The 18,572-nt window shown below is 75.8% G+C and carries 18 protein-coding genes; 7 read left to right on the forward strand and 11 right to left on the reverse strand.

The window, feature by feature from the left end; translation table 11 throughout:
- The first annotated feature begins 41 nt into the window (after positions 1 to 41).
- Positions 42 to 977: a prephenate dehydratase gene (gene pheA, locus OF117_RS14525; protein WP_263553658.1), complete on the forward strand. Its 936-nt coding sequence runs from the start codon at positions 42 to 44 to the stop codon at positions 975 to 977.
- 165 nt (positions 978 to 1,142) lie between these two features.
- Here the strand turns inward: pheA and OF117_RS14530 are convergent, their stop codons facing one another.
- Positions 1,143 to 3,242: an MMPL family transporter gene (locus tag OF117_RS14530; RefSeq protein WP_263553554.1), complete on the reverse strand. Its 2,100-nt coding sequence runs from the start codon at positions 3,240 to 3,242 to the stop codon at positions 1,143 to 1,145.
- Positions 3,243 to 3,330: 88 nt separating this feature from the next.
- Between OF117_RS14530 and OF117_RS14535 the strand changes: the two genes are divergently transcribed.
- The gene (locus tag OF117_RS14535) at positions 3,331 to 3,801 is read left to right on the forward strand and encodes a MarR family transcriptional regulator (RefSeq protein WP_263553555.1); all 471 of its coding nucleotides are present in this window, start codon (positions 3,331 to 3,333) and stop codon (positions 3,799 to 3,801) included.
- A 22-nt stretch (positions 3,802 to 3,823) separates the two neighbouring features.
- On the opposite strand, the gene OF117_RS14540 is transcribed toward OF117_RS14535, so the two are convergent.
- From OF117_RS14540 to OF117_RS14570, 7 genes are all read right to left on the reverse strand, one after another.
- Entirely contained in the window at positions 3,824 to 4,708 is an 885-nt protein-coding gene (locus OF117_RS14540) for a ketopantoate reductase family protein (RefSeq protein WP_263553556.1), read from the reverse strand.
- Positions 4,709 to 4,731: 23 nt separating this feature from the next.
- Positions 4,732 to 5,103 carry a GroES family chaperonin gene (locus tag OF117_RS14545; RefSeq protein WP_263553557.1) on the reverse strand — a complete coding sequence of 124 codons (372 nt, stop codon included), beginning with the start codon at positions 5,101 to 5,103 and terminating at the stop codon, positions 4,732 to 4,734.
- A gap of 89 nt (positions 5,104 to 5,192) precedes the next feature.
- Complete coding sequence (locus tag OF117_RS14550) at positions 5,193 to 5,540, reverse strand: metallopeptidase family protein (RefSeq protein WP_263553558.1); 348 nt, start codon at positions 5,538 to 5,540, stop codon at positions 5,193 to 5,195.
- Entirely contained in the window at positions 5,537 to 6,976 is a 1,440-nt protein-coding gene (locus tag OF117_RS14555) for a GuaB1 family IMP dehydrogenase-related protein (protein WP_263553559.1), read from the reverse strand. The genes OF117_RS14550 and OF117_RS14555 overlap by 4 nt, the downstream gene beginning before the upstream one ends.
- Positions 6,977 to 7,034: 58 nt before the next feature.
- Positions 7,035 to 8,501, reverse strand: coding sequence for a glycosyltransferase family 2 protein (locus tag OF117_RS14560; RefSeq protein ID WP_263553560.1), 1,467 nt, complete (start codon positions 8,499 to 8,501; stop codon positions 7,035 to 7,037).
- Positions 8,501 to 9,577: a HEAT repeat domain-containing protein gene (locus OF117_RS14565; protein WP_263553561.1), complete on the reverse strand. Its 1,077-nt coding sequence runs from the start codon at positions 9,575 to 9,577 to the stop codon at positions 8,501 to 8,503. The genes OF117_RS14560 and OF117_RS14565 overlap by 1 nt, the downstream gene beginning before the upstream one ends.
- Complete coding sequence (locus OF117_RS14570) at positions 9,574 to 9,957, reverse strand: response regulator transcription factor (protein WP_263553562.1); 384 nt, start codon at positions 9,955 to 9,957, stop codon at positions 9,574 to 9,576. The genes OF117_RS14565 and OF117_RS14570 overlap by 4 nt, the downstream gene beginning before the upstream one ends.
- 136 nt (positions 9,958 to 10,093) lie before the next feature.
- On the opposite strand from OF117_RS14570, the gene OF117_RS14575 reads away from it, so the two are divergent.
- The 4 genes from OF117_RS14575 to OF117_RS14590 all read left to right on the forward strand — a co-directional run bounded on the left by OF117_RS14575 (position 10,094) and on the right by OF117_RS14590 (position 16,032).
- Positions 10,094 to 12,850, forward strand: coding sequence for a response regulator (locus OF117_RS14575; protein WP_263553563.1), 2,757 nt, complete (start codon positions 10,094 to 10,096; stop codon positions 12,848 to 12,850).
- Between the two features lie 128 nt (positions 12,851 to 12,978).
- On the forward strand, positions 12,979 to 14,280 hold the full coding sequence (serS, locus tag OF117_RS14580) for a serine--tRNA ligase (RefSeq protein ID WP_263553564.1): 1,302 nt from the start codon (positions 12,979 to 12,981) through the stop codon (positions 14,278 to 14,280).
- A complete protein-coding gene (locus OF117_RS14585) occupies positions 14,277 to 15,236 on the forward strand; it encodes an HAD family hydrolase (RefSeq protein WP_263553565.1) in 960 nt (319 codons plus the stop codon). The genes serS and OF117_RS14585 overlap by 4 nt, the downstream gene beginning before the upstream one ends.
- Positions 15,229 to 16,032 carry an HAD family hydrolase gene (locus OF117_RS14590; protein ID WP_263553566.1) on the forward strand — a complete coding sequence of 268 codons (804 nt, stop codon included), beginning with the start codon at positions 15,229 to 15,231 and terminating at the stop codon, positions 16,030 to 16,032. The genes OF117_RS14585 and OF117_RS14590 overlap by 8 nt, the downstream gene beginning before the upstream one ends.
- Positions 16,033 to 16,178: 146 nt before the next feature.
- Here OF117_RS14590 and OF117_RS14595 read toward each other — a convergent pair whose 3' ends face one another.
- Positions 16,179 to 16,469 carry a hypothetical protein gene (locus OF117_RS14595; protein ID WP_263553567.1) on the reverse strand — a complete coding sequence of 97 codons (291 nt, stop codon included), beginning with the start codon at positions 16,467 to 16,469 and terminating at the stop codon, positions 16,179 to 16,181.
- 296 nt (positions 16,470 to 16,765) lie between these two features.
- Here OF117_RS14595 and OF117_RS14600 point away from each other — a divergent pair, with 296 nt between their 5' ends.
- Positions 16,766 to 17,707: a slipin family protein gene (locus OF117_RS14600; RefSeq protein ID WP_263553568.1), complete on the forward strand. Its 942-nt coding sequence runs from the start codon at positions 16,766 to 16,768 to the stop codon at positions 17,705 to 17,707.
- On the opposite strand, the gene OF117_RS14605 is transcribed toward OF117_RS14600, so the two are convergent.
- Positions 17,676 to 17,870 carry a DUF1707 domain-containing protein gene (locus OF117_RS14605; RefSeq protein ID WP_263553569.1) on the reverse strand — a complete coding sequence of 65 codons (195 nt, stop codon included), beginning with the start codon at positions 17,868 to 17,870 and terminating at the stop codon, positions 17,676 to 17,678. The two genes, OF117_RS14600 and OF117_RS14605, sit on opposite strands and share 32 nt — an antisense overlap.
- A gap of 93 nt (positions 17,871 to 17,963) precedes the next feature.
- The gene (locus OF117_RS14610; protein ID WP_263553570.1) at positions 17,964 to 18,542 is read right to left on the reverse strand and encodes a bacterial proteasome activator family protein; all 579 of its coding nucleotides are present in this window, start codon (positions 18,540 to 18,542) and stop codon (positions 17,964 to 17,966) included.
- Positions 18,543 to 18,572 lie beyond the last annotated feature (30 nt).

The following is an 18,572-nucleotide window of genomic DNA, read 5'->3' on the forward strand; positions in this document are numbered from 1 at the left end:
CCGCCCCGACCCGCCCGCACTACCCTCGCCGGGTGCGCGGAATGCCGACCAGCACGCCACCGACGCGGTTCGCCTATCTCGGGCCCGAGGGTACCTTCGCCGAAGCGGCCCTCCGCAGCGTCGCTGCCTCCTCGGAGGGAGCGCGGTACCCCCAGCCGAGTGTGGCCGCGGCGCTGTCCGCCGTCCGGTCGGGTGACGCCGACGCCGCCCTCGTGCCGCTGGAGAACTCGATCGAGGGCTCGGTACCGGCGACCATGGACGGCCTGGCCGACGGTGACCCGCTGGTCATCACCCGCGAGGTCTTCCTCACCGTCGAGCTGACGCTGGCCGCGCGGCCGGGGATGGCGCTCGACGACGTCCGCACCGTGGTCTCGCACCCGCACGCGCTGGCGCAGGCCGCCGGGTGGCTGGCCGGGCACGGCCTGGCGACCCTGCCGACCGGCTCCACCGCGGCCGCCGCGCGCGCGGTGGCCGACGGCGAGCACGACGCCGCCGTCTGCGCGCCCATCGCCGCGGAGCGCTACGGCCTGATCCGCCTGGTCGACGACGTCGCCGACCACCGGGGAGCGGTCACCCGGTTCGTGCTGGTGACCCCGCCGGGCCCGCTCCGACCGCCCACCGGCAACGACAAGACCTCGCTGGTCGCGGTCGTCGGCGACCGGACGGGCGCGCTGCTGTCGCTGCTGTCGGAGTTCGCCGTCCGCGGCATCTCGCTGACCCGCATCGAGTCGCGACCGACCCGCGAGCGGCTCGGCGTCTACTCCTTCTCCCTCGACTGCGAGGGGCACGTGGCCGACCGGCGGGTGGGGGAGGCGCTGGCCGCGCTGCACCGGGTCTGCGACGACGTCCGTTTCCTCGGCTCCTACGCGCGCGCCGACGGACGGGAGAACAAGCCGGTTCCCCCGGACGCCGACGACGCGGCCTTCGCCGACGCCGAGGCCTGGCTGCGCCGGTTGCGCGAGGGCTCATCGGGCTGACCCGGCGACCGGTGCGGGCCAGGGCGACGATGCGCCGCCGCTCCGGAGGCCTCCGCGGCGCCGACGCCTCCCCTCCTCCCTGTCCCAGCGTGCCCTGTGCTCCGAGTGCACCCCGCACTCAGAGCACAGGGCACGCGAGCGCACCAACCCGGGGGCGTGGGGAGGTCACACCGGGGCGAGCTCGGGTTCGGGCTCCGGTTCGGACGCCGGGCGGCGGGCCGGCCGGCCCGGCCACCAGACCCGGTCGCCGACGATCGCCACCGCTGCGGGCACCACCAGGGAGCGGACGACGAAGGTGTCGAGCAGCACCCCGAAGCCGACGAGGAAGGCCAGCTGGGTCAGGAACAGCAGCGGCAGCACGGACAGCGCACCGAACGTCGCGGCCAGGACCAGCCCGGCACTGGTGATCACCCCGCCGGTGACGGCCAGCGCGGTCAGGACGCCCCGCTTCGCGCCGTGCCGCGCCGACTCCTCCCGGGCGCGGGTCATCAGGAAGATGTTGTAGTCGATCCCCAGCGCGACGAGGAACACGAAGGCGATCAGCAGGATGCCGGGGTCGCTTCCGGGGAAACCGAAGACGCCGTCGAACAGCAGCGCGGCGACGCCGGCGGTCGCCAGCACGCTGAGCACCACGGTGGCCACCAACAGCAGCGGGGCGACCAGCGAGCGCAGCAGCAGCGCCAGGACGACGGTGATCACCACGAGCACCGCCGGGACGATGACCCGCAGGTCGCGGGCCGCGGTCTCCCGCGCATCGAGGTTGCTCGCCGTGTCGCCGCCCACCAGCGCCTGCGGTGCGGCGCCGTCGAGCGCCGTCCGCAGCTCCTGCACGGTCTCGATCGCCGCGACGCTGTCGGGGGCCACCGCCAGCGTGGCGTCGAGGCGGACCAGTCCGTCCACGACCACCGGCGCGGGCCCCGCGCCCGCGCCCGTGTACGGCGCGACCGAGGCGACACCCTCGACCCCGGCCGCCGCCTCGGCGACCGCCGGCCAGCTCTGCTCCGGCGCGACGATGACCGTCGGGCTGGCGATGCCGGCGGTGAAGTGCCGCTCGAGCGCCTCCTGGCCGGCGACGGCGTTCGACTCGCCGCGGATCGCGTCGGTGAACGTGATGCCGTCGGCGTCGTAGGACGGGGCGAACAGCGCCGCGGCGACCAGTGCGAGCGTGCTCAGGGCCAGCACCCGGCGCGGACGCCGGCCGACCAGGGAGGCGACCCGCTGCCAGCCCCGGCCCGGTCGCGGCTCGACGCCGTACCGCGGCCGGAACGGCCAGAACGCGGCGCGGCCGAGCAGCACCAGGCCGGCGGGCAGGAAGGTCAGCGCGGCGAGCACGGCGAGGCTGACGCTGACCGCCGAGATCGGGCCCAGGCCGCGGTTGGAGGCCAGGTCCGACAGCAGCAGGCACAGCACACCGAGGACGACGGTGGCGCCGGAGGCCACGATCGGCTCCCACGACCGGCGCAGCGCGGTGCGCATCGCCGCGTGCGCCGAGTGCTCCCGCCGCAGCTCCTCGCGGAACCGGGCGACGAGCAGCAGGCCGTAGTCGGTGGCGGCACCGACCACGAGGATCGCCGCGATGCCCTGGCTCTGCCCGTTCACGGTGATGAGGCCGGCGTCGGCGAGCAGGTAGGCGACGGCGTTGGCGGCGGTCAGCGCCAGGCCCGCGGTGCCGATGACCAGGAAGGGCAGCAGCGGGCTGCGGTAGACCACCAGCAGGATGAGCAGCACGACGCCGAACGCGGCCAGCAGCAGCAGCCCGTCGATGCCGGCGAAGCCGTTGGCGAAGTCGGCGAAGATGCCGCCCGGTCCGGTGACGTAGGCGTCGGTGCCCTCGACGGGCACGGTCTCCCGGAGCTCGGCGACCACGGTGATGATCTCGTCGCCGAGGTCGGGGGTCAGCGGCAGGAAGGCCTGGACGGCCCGGCCGTCGTCGGCGGGGATGGGGGGTGAGGCCTCGCCGACCAGGGCGCCGGCCTCCTCGGCGACCCGCGCGGCCTCTTCGACGCGCTCGCCGATGGTCACGAGGGTCTGCTGGTCGAGCGCATCGGGGCCCTCCCAGAGCAGGACGGCGGGGATCGCCTGCACCGGGGAGAAGCCCGCCTGCAGCTCGGCCACCCGCGTGGACTCGGCGCTGTCGGGGAGGAAAGCCGCGGTGTCGTTCTCCTGCAGGCCGGTCAGCCGGCCGCTGAGCGCGCCGAGCGGGGCGGCCGCGCCCAGCCAGACGAGCACGACGAGGGCGGGGAGGAGCCAGCGCAGACGGGCCATGGTGCTCGTTCTCTCGATCGGCGATAATCTCGACAATCGAGACGTTAGGGTCGTCGGCGCGACGGCGCAACCGAACGGGAGGTGACCGGTGGGCGACGCGCAGCGGCAGGAGGTCGCGCTGCTGCTGCGCCGGCTGTCGGTGGAGCTGGACGCCGTCGGGGCGCGCTTCGCCGAGCTGCACGGCCTCGGCCGCACCGACGTCCGGGCGCTGGTCGCGATCATGGATGCCGCCCGGGCCGGGGCGGCCCTGACCGCCGGAGCGCTGGGCGCCGCCGTCGACCTCAGCTCGGCGTCGGTGACCGCCCTGGTCGACCGGCTCGAGCGGGCCGGCCACCTGCGCCGCGTGCGCGATCCGGATGACCGCCGGCGCGTGGTGCTCGAGATGACCGCGACGTCGATGGCGGCGGGCGCCGAGTTCTTCGGCGGGCTGCAGCGCGACCTGCTCGCGGCGATGGGGTCCTACACCGACGCGGAGCTGGCCGTCGTCCGCCGGTTCCTGACCGAGATGACCGACGTCGCCGTCCGGCACCAGCGCCCGCCCGGGGACGACGCCGGCTGACCGAGCGCCTACGACCGAGCGCCTACGGGAGGCGGGCGCGGAGCTCCTCGACGATCCGCCTGGTCACCGGCACGTCGACGCCGTGGCGCTCGGCGGCGCGGAGCACCGCGCCGCCGATCGCCTCCAGCTCGGTCGGCAGCCCGGCGGCCGCGTCGCGCTGCATGGACGACGTCATCCCGGCCGGGACGCCCTCGGTGAACCGCCAGGTGGCCGCGGCGTCGGCGGGCGCCCCCTCCGCGCGGGCGACGGCGGCGACCTCCTCGACGACCGCCCGCAGGTCGTCGCCGTGCCGGTCGCGCACCGCGCCCAGGGGTGCCGCCGCGGCCGTGGTGAGCAGCGCGACGGGGGCGAGGAAGCAGAGCTTGTCCCAGAGCAGCCCGGCCTCGTCGGGGCGGACCTCGACGTCGAAGCCGGCGCCGGCCAGCGCGGCGGCGAGCCCGTCGGCGCCGGGCCCGAGCTGGACGGCGGCCAGCTGCCCCTCGTGCCGGATCTCGCCCGGCCCGGTGCGGCTGGCCACGACCCGGATCGCCCCGGCGACGGTGCGCGCCGCCGGATAGCGCTCGCGGAGCAGGGCGAGGTGCTCGACGCCGTTGAGCAGCGGCACGAGCACGGCCGCCCCGAGGGCGGCCGGGCGGACCCGCTCGAGCGCGCCGTCCAGGGCGGTGGCCTTGGTCGCGACGACGCAGGCGTCGACGGGTCCGTCGAGCCGCTCCGCGCCGCGCACCCGCGCCGTCAGCTCGCCGTAGCGGTCGCTGACCAGGCGCAGCCCGTGCTCGTCGAGGTGGGCGGCGGTGTCCGGCCGGGCCAGGCAGGTGACGTCGTGCCCGGCGCGGGCCAGCAGCGTCGCGACCAGCCCGCCGACCCCGCCGGGCCCGAGGACGACGACGCGCAGGGGAGCGTCGGTCATCCCGCCAGCCTGCCAGGGGGGCGTCACAGGTACAGGCCGGTGGACTCCTCGATGCGCTCCGCGGCGACGGCGTGCACGTCGCGCTCGCGCAGGATGATCAGCTCCTCGCCGTGCACCTCGACCTCGTGCTGGTCCTCGGGGGAGAACAGCACCTGGTCGCCGACCTTCACCTGCCGGACGCTGCCGCCCACCCCGCGGGCCTCGCCCCACACCAGCCGCTTGGCCACCTGGGCGGTCGCCGGGATGAGGATGCCGCCGCTCGACCGGCGCTCGCCGTCCTCCTTGCGCAGCGCCACCAGGATGCGGTCGTGCAGCATCTTGATCGGCAGCCCGCCGGTCCTCACCGGGGTGGGGGAGACGGCGGCGGCTGCGGTCGTGGCGACGTCCGAGGGCACGTCGTCCCACGCTACCCGGTGGTCGGGCGCTGGAACGGCCCTCCTGCAGGGGCCCGCCCCGAGCGTGCGAGGCGTGGGGACCCGGGGGCCTAGCTCCAGCCGAGCTCGTGCAGGCGGTCGTCGTCGATGCCGAAGTGGTGCGCGATCTCGTGGACGACGGTGATCGTGACCTCCTCGACCACGTCGTCCTCGGTCTCGCAGATGTCGCAGATGGCCTCGCGGTAGATCATGATCCGGTCGGGCAGCGCCCCGCCGTACTGCCAGCCGCGCTCGGTCAGCGCGTAGCCCTCGTAGAGACCGAGCAGGTCGGGCTCCTCCTCGTTGCGGTCCTCGACCAGGACGACGACGTTGTCGAGCAGGTCCATCAGCTCCGGCGGCACCTCGTCGAGGGCGTCGGCGACCAGCTCCTCGAACCGGGCGGGTGGGAGCGGGTTCACCAGGAGGTCGGCAGCGGCCGGCCCTCCTCGTAGCCGGCCGCGCTCTGCACCCCCAGCACCGCCTTGGCGTGCAGCTCGTCGATCGTCCGCGCGCCCGCGTAGGTGCACGACGACCGGACGCCGGCGACGATCCCGTCGACCAGGTCCTCCACGCCGGGCCGGGCCGGGTCGAGGTACATCCGGGACGACGAGATGCCCTCCTCGAACAGTCCGGCGCGGGCCCGCTCGAAGCCCGACTGCGCCGACGTCCGCGCCTTGACCGCGCGCGCCGACGCCATCCCGAACGACTCCTTGTACAGCCGGCCCGCGCCGTCGTCGTGGATGTCACCGGCCGACTCGAAGGTGCCGGCGAACCAGGAGCCGACCATCACGTTCGCCGCGCCCGCGGCCAGCGCCAGGGCGACGTCGCGCGGGTGCCGGACGCCGCCGTCGGCCCAGACGTGCTTGCCGAGCGAGCGGGCCTCCGCGGCGCACTCCTCGACCGCCGAGAACTGCGGCCGCCCGACGCCGGTCATCATCCGGGTGGTGCACATCGCGCCGGGGCCGACGCCGACCTTGACGACGTCCGCCCCTGCCTCGAGCAGGTCCCGGGTGCCCTCGGCGGTGACCACGTTGCCGGCGACCACGGGCACCGCGGCCCCGGCCGCCGACCGGGCCACGCGCACCGCCTCGACCGCCTTCTCCTGGTGGCCGTGCGCGGTATCGACGACCAGCACGTCGACGCCGGCGTCGAGCAGCGCGCGCGCCTTGCCCGTGACATCGCCGTTGATGCCCACCGCCGCCGAGGTGAGCAGCTGCCCGGCGGCGTTGACGGCGGGGGTGTAGATCGCCGAGCGCAGCGCGCCCTTGCGGGTGATGACGCCGACCAGCCGGTCGCCCTCGACCACCGGCGCCGCCTCGACCCGCGCGTCGGCGAGCACGTCGTAGATCTTGGGCAGGTCGGTGCCCGCGGGGACGGTGAGCGGGTCGTCGACCATCACCTGCGACAGCTGGGTGAACCGGTCGACGTCCCGGCAGGCGCCGTCGGTGACCAGGCCCAGCACCGAGCCGCCGTCGGAGACCACCACGACGATGCCGTGCGCGCGCTTGGTCAGCAGCGCCAGCGCCTCGGCGACGGTGGACGTCGGCCCGAGGGTGATCGCGGTGTCGTAGACCGGGTGCCGCGTCTTGAGCCAGCGGGCGACGTCGCCGATCACGTCGACCGGGATGTCCTGCGGCAGCACGGCCAGCCCGCCGCGGCGGGCCACGGTCTCGGCCATCCGCCGTCCGGAGATCGCGGTCATGTTGGCGACGACGACCGGGATGGTCGTGCCCACTCCGTCGGGCGTGGTCAGGTCGACCTCGAGCCGCGAGCCGACGGTGGAGTGGTTGGGCACCATGAACACGTCGGCGTACGTCAGGTCGTACGCCGGCCGCCGGTCGTCGATGAACCGCATGGGGACATTGTCGTCCGGGACCCGGAGCGGTGTCAGGTGGCCGCGTCGACCGGCGGCGTCAGGCCGGGACGCGCTCCCCGTCGGCCGGGGTGTCGGCGACGCTGCCGGCCGCGGTGAAGCCGGTGCGGGGCATCGCCGTCCACACCGGCGCCCGCCGCGTGAGCGCGGCGAGCAGGCCGCGCAGCCGGAACCAGGAGTGCAGCTGCCGGAACCCGACGTTCTCCAGCACGCCGGCCGCGAGCAGGGCCCGCACGTCGCGGCCCCGGTGGTAGCGGCTGTAGGTGAACACCTCGACCGCCACCGTGGCCGTGGACAGCAGCGTGCCCACGCCGAGCGCCAGCAGCACCATCGAGGTCGCGGTCCCCGGGTCGAGCAGGCCGACGAGCGCGGCGAGCAGCACCGAGAACAGCCCGGCGACCTCGACGACCGGACCGAGCAGCTCGAAGAGCAGGAAGAAGGGCAGCGCCAGCGTGCCGACCGCGCCGAAGCGGGGGTTGCCGATCATCCGCCGGTGCTTCCACAGGAGCTGTCCGAGGCCGTGGGACCAGCGCTTGCGCTGGCGGCCGAGCACCTGCCAGGTCTCGGGCACCTCGGTCCAGCAGACCGGTTCGGGCACGAAGACCATCCGGTGCGGTCGGCCCTGCCGGCGCCGGTGTTCGATCAGGCTCACCACGAGCTCGGCGTCCTCGGCCAGCGACAGCCGGTCCAGGCCGCCGATCTCGACGACGGCGTCGCGGCGGAACATGCCGAACGCGCCGGAGATGATCAGCAGCGCGCCGGCATCGGCCCAGCCGGTGCGACCCAGCAGGAACGAGCGCAGGTACTCGACGGCCTGGATGCGCACCAGCCACCGCCGCGACAGCCGCGGCTCGACGACGACGCCCCGGTCGGTGAGCGCGCCGTTGGCCGGCCGGATGACGCCGCCGGCGCCGACGACGCCGACCGGGTCCTCCACGAACGGCCGGACGACGTGCAGGAGGGCGTTCTCCTCGAGCAGCGAGTCGGCGTCGACCATGCACACCAGCGGGTGGCGGGCCACGTTGAGCGCCGCGTTGAGCGCGTCGGAACGCCGGCCGACGCTGCTCTTGCGCACCACGGTGAGCGGGTCGCCGGTGCCCGCGCGGTGCACCGAGAGGATCTCCCCCTCCACCTCGAGCGCGGCGGTCTGCCGCGGGGTGACCTCGACCAGCTCGTAGCGGTCGGCCACCAGGTCGAAGGTGCGGTCGGTCGACCCGTCGTCGACGAGCACCACCTCGAGGGCGGGATAGCGCTGGCCGAGCGCGGCGGCGAGGGTGTCGAGGATGCCGGCCTCCTCGTCGTGCGCCGGCACCAGGACCGAGACCGCGGGCGTCAGCGGGCTGGCGAAGATCTCGTCGTGCCCCTCGGCGCCCGACCACCGCCGGCTGGCCGCCACCCGCCGGCCCCCGGCCAGCACCAGCAGCAGCATCGACAGGTCCAGGAGCAGGACGTAGGCCAGGACGCCCCAGCTCGTGGCCACGACGAGCTGACCGACGACCTCGTGCATCAGGACACCATCCGCAGCGACGGGCGCGAGGGGAGTTCCACGGCCTCCAGCGCGGCGCGTGCGGCCCCTGCCGCCGCGCCCGAGCCGGTGGCGAGGTCGGTCAGCGCCGCCCGCCCCTCGACACCCATGGCGCACAGGGCGTCGGCGCAGGCGGCTCGGACGTCGGGGTCGTCGGCGCCGCAGCCGTCCCTCAGCACCGGGATGCCCAGCGGGTCGCCGATGCGGCCGAGCGCCTCGGCGGCGGTCCGCCGCAGCTCCGGCCACGGGGTGATGTGCAGCACGAGCGCGAGCGACGCGGTCGCGGCGCGCGACCCGATGCGGCCCAGCGCGGCGGCCGCCGCCCGGCGGACGTCGGGGGCCTGCTCGCGGTCGCGCAGCAGCGCCTCGAGCACCGGGACGGCGGACGCGTCGCCGTGCAGCCCCAGCAGCTCGGCGGCGAGCGCCCGGGCGGCCGGAGACGCGGTGCCCAGGGCCTCGCGCAGGGCGGGTAGCGCGGGGGAGCCGAGGTCGAGCACGGCCATGCCGACCACGCCGGGTGGCAGCCCGGCGCCGGCCGACAGCGTGGCCAGCAGCGGGCCGACGGCCCCGGCGTCGCCGGCCTTGCCCAGCGCGCGGGCCGCGGCGCCGCGCACCTCGGCGGAGCGGTCACCGAGCAGGCCGACCAGGGCCCGGACGTGCGGAGTGCTGCCGGCCGAGCCCAGCAGGGTGGCCGCCCGGCCGCGGCGCCAGGCCCGCCGGGCGGTCAGGTCGCGCGCGGCGCGGTCGACGACGCCGCGGGCGACCAGCACCTCCTGCAGCGCACGGCGGTCGGCGCCGCGCAACCGGCCGACCAGGTCCAGCAGCAGCGTGTCCAGCAGCGCGGGTGCGCCGGTGGCCGCGGGGGAGGGGGCGGCGTCGTCCAGGAGGTCGTGCACCAGCGGGGTCAGCTCGGCGCGCAGCCGCGCCTCGCGGGCGCGGGCGGCCGTGCCGCGGACGTGGGTGACCGCGATGGTGAGGAGCAGGAGCAGGACGAGCGCGGCCACGACCAGCGTCGCGACGGCCGCGGCGGTGGCGACGCCCGGGCCGGGCGGGGTCACGGGCGGCTGCGGGCGGCCAGCGCGGCGGTGACCCGGCTGATCAGCTCCCCGGTGCTGAACGGCTTGGCGATGTAGTCGGTCGCTCCGGCCGCGAAGCCGCGCTCGAGGTCGGGCTCCTGCGCCTTGGCGGTCAGCAGCAGCACCGGCGTGCGGGCGAGCTGCGTGTCGGCGTCCTGGCGGAGCGCCCGGCAGACCTCCAGCCCGTTCATCCGCGGCATCATCCAGTCGAGGACGAGCAGGTCGGGGCGCAGCTCGCGGGCCGCCGCGAGTCCGGCCTCGCCGTCGGCCTCCTTCGAGACCTCCAGGCCGAGGCGGCCGAGGCGGAACGCGACGAGGTCGGCAACGACGGGATCGTCGTCGACGACGAGGACGTGGGGCATGGCTCTCCGATCAGGCGGGTCCCGACCGGCATCGGCAGATCCGGCCCGCGACTGAAGCGGCTCCGATCCTGGGTCACACCGGTCGGGAGGCGGTGCGCTCCTCAAGGACGAGGCCGCCGGCGCCGACACCATGGCCGTGGCTCCTCATCGGCGCTCCGACGCCGCTCGCCCCCTGCGCGTCCTCCTGCGCCGACCGCTGCTCGTCGGGCTGGCCGCCCTGGTGGCGGTCACCACGATCACGCTCGGCCTGGTGGTGCTGGTCGTCACCGTGCTGGGCACGCGGGTCGACCGCGCCAACGAGATGCTCAGCGCCCTCCAGGACGGGCACGTCGCGATGATCAACCAGGAGACCGGGCTGCGCGGCTTCCTGGTCACCCGCGAGCAACGGTTCCTGCAGCCCTACTGGAAGGGCTCGCGGGACCTCGAGCTGCTGGACGCCCGCCTGGAGCAGCTGGTCGGCGACGACGCCGTCCTCGGCGACCGCCTGGCGCCCCTCTACGAGGCGCAGCGGGCCTGGATCGAGCGCTGGGCCGCACCCGTGCTGGTGGAGCAGCCCACGGTCGACGACACCGCCGCGCTGGACGACCTGCTCAGCCAGGACAAGCGGCTGTTCGACGCCTACCGGGAGGTGCAGGCGGAGGCGCGCGCCGCGGTCGAGCAGCGCCGCGGGGAGGCGATCACCGGGCAGCGGGTGGTGCTCCTCGGCGGTGCGGTGCTCGGCCTGCTCGTGGCCGGCGGGGTCGCCGTCGCCGTCCGGCGGGCGAACCGCCGGCTGGCCGCGGCGATCCTGCCCCCGACGCAGGTGGTGCGCGACACCCTGGCCGGGCTGACGGCCGGCCAGCTCGACAGCCGCGCCCCGGAGGCCGGGCCGGCCGAGCTGCGCGACATCGCCGGCGACGTCAACGAGCTCGCCGCCGCCCTGCGCGACCGCAGCGAGCTGGTCGCCGCCCGCGAGGCCGAGCTCGTCGCCGCCCGCGACCAGGCCGAGCAGGCCGGGCAGGCCAAGACGGCGTTCCTGGCCACGATGAGCCACGAGATCCGGACGCCGCTCAACGCCGTCCTCGGGTTGACCGACCTGCTGCTCACCACCGAGCTGACCGACGAGCAGCGCGGCCACCTGGAGACCATCGCCGGCAGCGGCGACGCGCTGCTCACGCTGATCAACGACGTCCTCGACTTCTCGAAGATCGAGGCCGGTGAGCTCGACCTCGACCGGGCGCCGTTCGACCTGCACGCGCTGGCCTACGACGTCGCCCAGCTGCTCGCGCCCCAGGCCGCCGGCAAGGGCCTGGACCTGCTCGTCGACATCCCCGGGAACTGCCCGGCGCACGTCGTCGGCGACGGCTCCCGGCTGCGCCAGGTGGTGCTCAACCTCGTCGGGAACGCGGTCAAGTTCACCTCCTCCGGCCAGGTGGTCCTCACCGTGTTGGGGGAGGTCCGCGGCGGATCGCTGCACTGCCGGATCGCCGTCGCCGACACCGGCATCGGCATCCCGGCCGACCAGCAGCACCGGCTGTTCCGGTCGTTCAGCCAGGTCGACACCTCCACCACCCGGTCGTACGGCGGCACCGGTCTCGGCCTGGCCATCAGCCAGCGGATCACCCGGGCCATGGGCGGCGACATCACCGTCGACAGCGCCGCGGGTCGCGGGTCGACCTTCACCGTCGCGGTCGACCTGGAGCTGTCCTCGTCGGTGCCGGTCGCCGCGGACCCGCGTGCGCTCGCCGGCCTCCGACTGCTCGTCGTCGACGACAACCCGACCAACCTGCGCATCCTCGAGCACCAGCTGGGCCGCGCCGGCGCCGCGGTGGTCGCCGCGCGCAGCGGGGCCGAGGCGCTCGGCTCGGTCGTCGCCGACGACGGGCGGTTCGACGCGGCGGTGCTCGACCTGCACATGCCCGGCATGGACGGCGACGAGCTGGCCCGCCGCCTGGGCGGCCTGCCCGGCGGTGCCGCGCTGCCGCTGCTGCTGCTCAGCAGCTCCGCCCCGGTGCACGCCGAGCGCGCGGCGCACTTCACCGCGCGGCTGCACAAGCCGGTGCGACCCGAGCGGCTGGTGCACGCCGTCCGGTCGGTGGTCCACGGGGCGGGGCCGGGCGCGGCGCCGGCCCCGGCGGCCGGTCCGGCGGCCGGGCCGGCGGTCGACGGACGGCGCCCGCTGCGGGTGCTGGTCGCCGAGGACCACGCCGTCAACGCCCAGCTGGTCGGGCTCTACCTGCGCCAGCTCGGGCACGACTGCGAGCACGTGGCGAACGGAGAGCTGGCCGTCGACGCCGTCCGCACCGGGAGCTTCGACGTCGTACTGATGGACGCCCAGATGCCGGTGCTCGGCGGGGTGGACGCCACGGCGGCGATCCGCGCGCTGCCGGTCGCGCAACCCCGCGTCCTGGCGCTGACGGCCAGCGTGCTGACCAGCGACCGGACGGCGTTCCTGGAGGCGGGCGCCGACGACTTCCTCACCAAGCCGGTGCGCCTGGCGACGCTCGCGGACGCGCTGGACCGCTGGGCCGGGGCCGGGGCGCCCACCCCGCCGGCGGCGACCGCCGGCGGTGCGGGTCCGGCTGCCGGCGCCGCGTTGGACGCCGGGACGGTCGCCGAGCTGCGCGACCTCGGTCCCGAGGCCTTCGGGCACCTTTACCGGCAGTACGCCGCGGGTCTGGAGGGATCGGTGCGCGCGCTGCTCGCGGCGGCCGAGGGGCTGCCCGGCGGCGCGGACGACGAGGTCGCGCGGCTGGCGCACCGGCTGAAGGGCAGCAGCGCGGCGATGGGCGCCTCCGCGCTCGCCGAGCTGTGCCGCCGGGTGGAGGAGACCGCGGATCCCGCCGTCCTGCCCGAGCTGGCCGACGAGAGCCGGCGCGTGCACGCCGCGGTGACCGCGCTGCTCGACGGCTGACCCGCCCGCCCGCCGACGGTGTGCGCGGACGTGCAGGACCGCGGCCCGGACGTGCGCATCCGCGCCCGGTGTCGGCCGACCGCCCGCCGTCGTGGGGCGGTTCCGGCCGTGGCTCCTACGATCGGGGGGTGATCGACCTCCGGCTCGTGCGCGAGCAGCCCGACGTCGTCCGTGCCAGCCAGCGCGCCCGCGGGGCCGACGAGTCGCTGGTCGACGCGCTGCTCGCCGCCGACGCCGCCCGGCGGGAGGCCGTCCGGAGGGCCGACGACCTGCGCGCCGAGCAGAAGGCCGCGTCGCAGGCGGTCAAGAAGGCGAGCCCGGACGAGCGGCCCGCCGTCCTGGAGCGGGCGAAGAAGCTGGCGGCCGAGGTGAAGGCGGCTGAGGAGGAGCAGCGCGCGGCCGACGCGGCGCTGCGCGCCGCCCACCTCGCCGTCCCGAACGTCGTCGCCCCCGAGGTGCCGCCCGGCGGTGAGGACGACGCCGTGACGCTGCGCACCGTCGGCACGGTGCCGGCCTACGACTTCCCGGTGCGCGACCACCTGGAGATCGGCGAGGCGCTCGGCGCGATCGACACCGAGCGCGGCGCCAAGGTGTCCGGCGCCCGGTTCTACTTCCTCACCGGGCCCGGCGCGCTGCTGGAGTTCGCGCTCGCCCAGCTGGCGATCACGCGGGCGGTCGCCGCGGGCTTCACCCCGGTCGTCGCCCCGGCGCTGGTGCGGCCGGAGGCGATGGAGGGCACCGGCTTCCTCGGCGCGCACGCCGAGGAGGTGTACCGGATCGAGCGCGACGACCTGTACCTGGTCGGGACGTCGGAGGTCGCGCTGGCCGGCATGCACGCCGGTGAGGTGCTCGACCTCGCGGGCGGTCCCCGCCGGTACGCGGGCTGGTCGTCGTGCTTCCGCCGCGAGGCCGGCTCCTACGGCAAGGACACCCGCGGCATCATCCGGGTGCACTGGTTCGACAAGGTCGAGATGTTCAGCTTCTGCACCCCGGAGGAGGCCGCCACCGAGCACGCGCGGCTGCTGGCGTGGGAGGAGGAGTTCCTCGCCCTGCTCGAGCTGCCCTACCGGGTGGTCGACATCGCCGCCGGCGACCTGGGCACCAGCGCCACCCGCAAGTACGACATCGAGGCGTGGTTCCCCTCGCAGGGCGCCTACCGCGAGCTGACCTCGACCTCGGACTGCACGACCTTCCAGGCCCGCCGGTTGGGCATCCGCTACCGCGACGCCGACGGCAAGCCGCAGATCGCGGCCACCCTCAACGGGACGCTGTGCGCCATCGCCCGCACCATCGCCTGCCTGCTGGAGGTGCACCAGCGCTCCGACGGCTCGGTGCACGTGCCGGAGGCGCTGCGGCCGTGGCTCGGCGGGCACGAGCTGCTCACGCCGGGCATGTCGCTCGCGGCGGCGCCGGGGCCCGCGGCCGCATGACCGGCCCCCGGCCGATCGCGCTGCCGCACGCGGCGCCCGCCCCCGACGCCGACCTCGTCGTCCCGCTGCCGGAGCTGAACGGCTGGCGCCCCCGGCTCGTGGCCACCGACCTCGACGGCACCCTGCTCGACTCCACCGGTCACGTCCGCCCGCGCACCCGGGCGGCGCTGGAGGCGTGCTGGGCGGCCGGCATCCCCGTCGTCGGCGTCACCGGCCGCGGTCCCCGGCTGCTCGACAGCGTCCGGACGGCGCTGGACGGGCGCGGCATCGCGGTGCTGGCCCAGGGCGGCTACGTCGTCGACCTGGAGCGCGACGAGGTGCTGCGCACGATGGGCCTGCCCCGCACTCAGGCGCACGGCGTGATCGAGCGGATCGAGGCGGTCGCCGGCGAGCTGGTCGTCGCGGTGGAGGACGCCGCCGAGCAGGCCGAGGCCCGGCAGCCCCGGTCGAGCCCGCTGCGGGTGCAGCACGGCTTCGACTGGCCCTACCCGGAGCCGGCGATGCTGCTGCCGCGGCACGAGGTGCTGCCGGTCGGCGCCGTCCTGAAGGTGTTCCTGCGCTCGTCGAGCGTCGACCAGGACGAGCTGCTGGCGCTGGCCCGCCGCGTCGTCGACCCGGCCGAGGCGGAGCTGACCCACGCCGGCCTGGGCTTCATCGAGGTGCTGCCGCCGGGCATCACCAAGGCCACCGGGCTGGCCGTCGCGCTCGAGCGGTACGGCGTCGGCTTCGGCGAGGTGTTGGCCTTCGGCGACATGCCCAACGACCTGCCCATGGTCGCCGCGGTCACCGAGGCCGGTGGGCGGGCGGTGGCGGTGGCCAACGCGCACCCCGCCGTCCGGGCCGCCGCCGCGGAGCTGACCAGCGGGCACGACGCCGAGGGCGTGGCCCGCTACCTGGAGGCCGTGCTGGCCGGCGACCGGGGACGCCCGGTGGGCGACCGGGGTCGCGATGTCTGACTGGCGGCCGCGGCTGATCGCCACCGACATGGACGGCACCCTGCTGCGGTGGGACGACACGGTCAGCCACGACACCCTCGCCGAGCTGGCCGCGTGGCGGGCGGACGGCGTGCCGCTCGTGCTGGCCACCGGGCGGCCGCCGCGCTGGATGCGGCGGATCCGCGAGGTGGTCGGGCACGGCACCGCCGTCTGCTGCAACGGAGCGGTGCTGTTCGACCTCGAGCGCTTCGAGGTGCTGGAGGAGGAGGCGGTGCAGCCCGACGTGCTGCGGGCGGTGACCGCCGAGCTGCGCCGCGCGCAGCCGGACACCTGGTTCGCGGTCGAGTACGGGCTGCAGTTCCGTCACGAACCCGTGTACCAGCCGCGCTGGGACCTCGACGCGCCCGGCGTGGCCGAGGCCTCCCTCGAGGAGCTGGTGCGGGCGCCGGTGGCCAAGCTGCTGGCCCGGCACGAGACGCTGCCGCGCGACGAGTTCCTCGCGCTGGTCACGGAGGCGGTGGGGGACCGGGCGACGGTCACCAACTCGTCGAGCGACGCCCTCGCCGAGATCTCCGCGCCGGGCGTCACCAAGGCCACCGGCCTGGCCAAGGTGGCCGAGCAGCACGGGGTGGGCCCGGAGGACGTCGTCTACTTCGGCGACATGCCCAACGACCTGGCCGCCTTCGAGTGGGTCCGCGAGGGCGGCGGCCGGGCGGTCGCGATGGCGCACGCGCACCCCGACGTCCTGGCCGCGGCCACCGACGTCACCGGCACGAACGAGGACGACGGGGTCGCCGCCTTCCTGCGCTCCTTGTGAACCCGGCGGCGGTCCCCGTGGGCCGCCGGCGCTCCCTGTGGACCGACCGGCCACACCGCAAACCGGCCGATCGGCACGCGCGGGACGGCGCCGTCATCCCGCGCGGACGGCGCCGTCCCGCGGACGGCGCCGTCCCGTCCGCCGGCTCAGGTGAGGACGTTGTAGGCGATCACCCAGGAGACGACGGCGGAGACCAGCGCCAGCGCCCCGAGCACCACGCCGGCCGTCGCCAGCCCGGTGGCCTGGCCGTCGCGGCGTGCCCGGCTGCGGCCCACGCCGCCCAGGACGACGCCGAGCAGCCCGAGGACGAGGCCGAGGATCGGGATCAGCCAGGCCAGCACGAGGCCGACCAGCCCGGTCACGAAGCCGCCGGTGCCGAGCCCGTTGCGGCCGGCCGGACGCTGCGTCGTCGATGTCGTCCGCGCTTCGAAGGTCACGCTTCCTCCCGTCGGGTCGGGGCCGGGAGGGTCCCGGCCGCCGCCTCGCCGGTCGGCACGCGCCGCAGCGCCCACACCGTCCCCGGTCACGGCTCCTCCGAACGGGCGACGGCCGGTCACCCGTCCGGGTGCCGTTCCACCCCCCGCGACGGTGGACCCGGGCGGGGTCTCGCCACATAACGGCCAGGTCACGGCGCCGAAGCCCGTCCGATGGGATCGTGGGGAGGGACTGGTCGGCGCCCCGGCGCCGCGGGACCGTCCCGCAGCTCCCGCGCCGGCCCGGGAGGTGGGGTGCTGTGGACGCTCTGCTCATAATCCTCGCGGTCATCGGCGTCCTGGCGATCGTCGTGCTCGGCGCGAGCATCCGCCAGGTGCAGCAGTACCAGCGCGGCGTCGTCCTGCGCTTCGGGCGGCTGCTGCCCAACGTGCGCGACCCCGGGCTGCGCCTGCTCGTGCCGTTCGTCGACCAGATGACCAAGGTGCCCGTGCAGACGCTCGTGCTCGACGTCCCGTCGCAGGGCACGATCACCCGCGACAACGTGACCATCGGCGTCGACGCGGTCGTCTACTTCCGGGTCGTCGACCCCGTCAAGGCGGTCATCAACGTCGAGAACTACATGATCGCGACGTCGCAGGTGTCGCAGACCTCGCTGCGGTCGGTCATCGGCCGCGCCGACCTCGACACGCTGCTGTCGGACCGCGAGGCCATCAACTCCGAGCTGCGGGCGGTCATCGACACCCCGACCGAGGACTGGGGCATCAAGATCGACCGGGTCGAGGTCAAGGACATCTCGCTGCCCGAGGGCATGCGCCGCTCGATGTCGCGCCAGGCCGAGGCCGAGCGCGACCGGCGGGCGCGGGTCATCTCCGCGGACGGCGAGCTGCAGGCCTCGGCGAAGCTGGCGCAGGCGGCGGACGCGATGAGCTCCACCCCCGGCGCGCTGCAGCTGCGCCTGCTGCAGACGGTCGCCGACGTGGCCTCGGAGAAGAACAGCACGCTGGTGATGCCGTTCCCGGTGGAGCTGCTGCGCTTCTTCGAGCAGGCCGCGGGCGGGCGGCCCGAGCCGGACGCCGGGGCGGCGCCGGTCCGGGCGGCGGCGAGCGACGCGGACGGCGGGCAGGCCGCGCTGGCCTCGCCCGAGGAGGTCCGGGCGCTGGCGTCGTCCGAGCCGGTCGGCAACGGTCAGCCGGACGGCGTCGCGGACGTCACCAGAGGCTCCGCGGCAGATCGGCCGTGAGGTCGGCGAGGTCGCCGAGGGTGCGGGCGGCCCAGGCCGCCCGCACCCGCTCGTCGAACTCGTCGACGGTGAGCCGGCCCTGGCTCAGGCCGCGCTGGAGCTGACGCACCGTCTCCTCGCGGTCGGCGTCCGACGCCCGCACCGCCCGGCGCTCGGGGTTCACCGCCTCATCCTCCCCTCGTCGATCATCGTCGAATGGTCGTCCGACACGCCGACGCGGGCCACCGTTCGACGATGATCAACCGACGATGGCGGGTCAGAGGTACTGGCCGCCGCCCGGGCGGAAGTCCGGCTGCTGCGGCTGCTGACCCGGGGCGGAACCCCCGGGCAGCGCGCGCCGGCGCATCTCCTCCAGCTGAGCCCGGGCGGCCATCTGCTGGGCGAACAGCGCGGTCTGGATGCCGTGGAACACGCCCTCCAGCCAGCCGACCAGCTGGGCCTGGGCGATGCGCAGCTCGGCGTCCGACGGCGTCTCGCCCTCGCTGAACGGCAGGCTGAGCCGCTTCAGCTCCTCGCGCAGGTCCGGCGACAGGCCCTGCTCGAGCTCGCGGACCGACGACGCGTGGATGTCGCGGAGCCGGTTGCGGCTGGCCTCGTCGAGCGGCGCCGCGCGGACCTCCTCGAGCAGCTGTTTGATCATCGTGCCGATCCGCATGACCTTCGCGGGCTGCTCGACCATCTCCCCGACGCCGGCCGGGCCGCCGCCCTCGCCGTCGCCGTCCGCGCCGCCGAGGCCACCGCCGTGCGGCACGGGCATCGTGCCGACCGGGCGACCGTCCGGGCCCACGACGACGACCTGCTGCGGGTGCTCGTTGCCGGTTCCGGGTGCAGTCATGCCGACCATCCTGCCCAAGGGGCGACGGCG

The organism is Geodermatophilus sp. YIM 151500, assembly GCF_025716945.1.
In the GTDB taxonomy this organism is placed as follows: domain Bacteria; phylum Actinomycetota; class Actinomycetes; order Mycobacteriales; family Geodermatophilaceae; genus YIM-151500.

Coding starts and splice junctions, on each gene's coding strand:
- pheA (WP_263553658.1), top strand. CDS start 42: ATGCCGACCAGCACGCCACCGACGCGGTTCGCCTATCTCGGGCCCGAG.
- OF117_RS14530 (WP_263553554.1), bottom strand. CDS start 3,242: ATGGCCCGTCTGCGCTGGCTCCTCCCCGCCCTCGTCGTGCTCGTCTGG.
- OF117_RS14540 (WP_263553556.1), bottom strand. CDS start 4,708: ATGACCGACGCTCCCCTGCGCGTCGTCGTCCTCGGGCCCGGCGGGGTC.
- OF117_RS14555 (WP_263553559.1), bottom strand. CDS start 6,976: ATGCGGTTCATCGACGACCGGCGGCCGGCGTACGACCTGACGTACGCC.
- OF117_RS14560 (WP_263553560.1), bottom strand. CDS start 8,501: ATGCACGAGGTCGTCGGTCAGCTCGTCGTGGCCACGAGCTGGGGCGTC.
- OF117_RS14570 (WP_263553562.1), bottom strand. CDS start 9,957: ATGCCCCACGTCCTCGTCGTCGACGACGATCCCGTCGTTGCCGACCTC.
- OF117_RS14585 (WP_263553565.1), top strand. CDS start 14,277: ATGACCGGCCCCCGGCCGATCGCGCTGCCGCACGCGGCGCCCGCCCCC.
- OF117_RS14590 (WP_263553566.1), top strand. CDS start 15,229: ATGTCTGACTGGCGGCCGCGGCTGATCGCCACCGACATGGACGGCACC.
- OF117_RS14610 (WP_263553570.1), bottom strand. CDS start 18,542: ATGACTGCACCCGGAACCGGCAACGAGCACCCGCAGCAGGTCGTCGTC.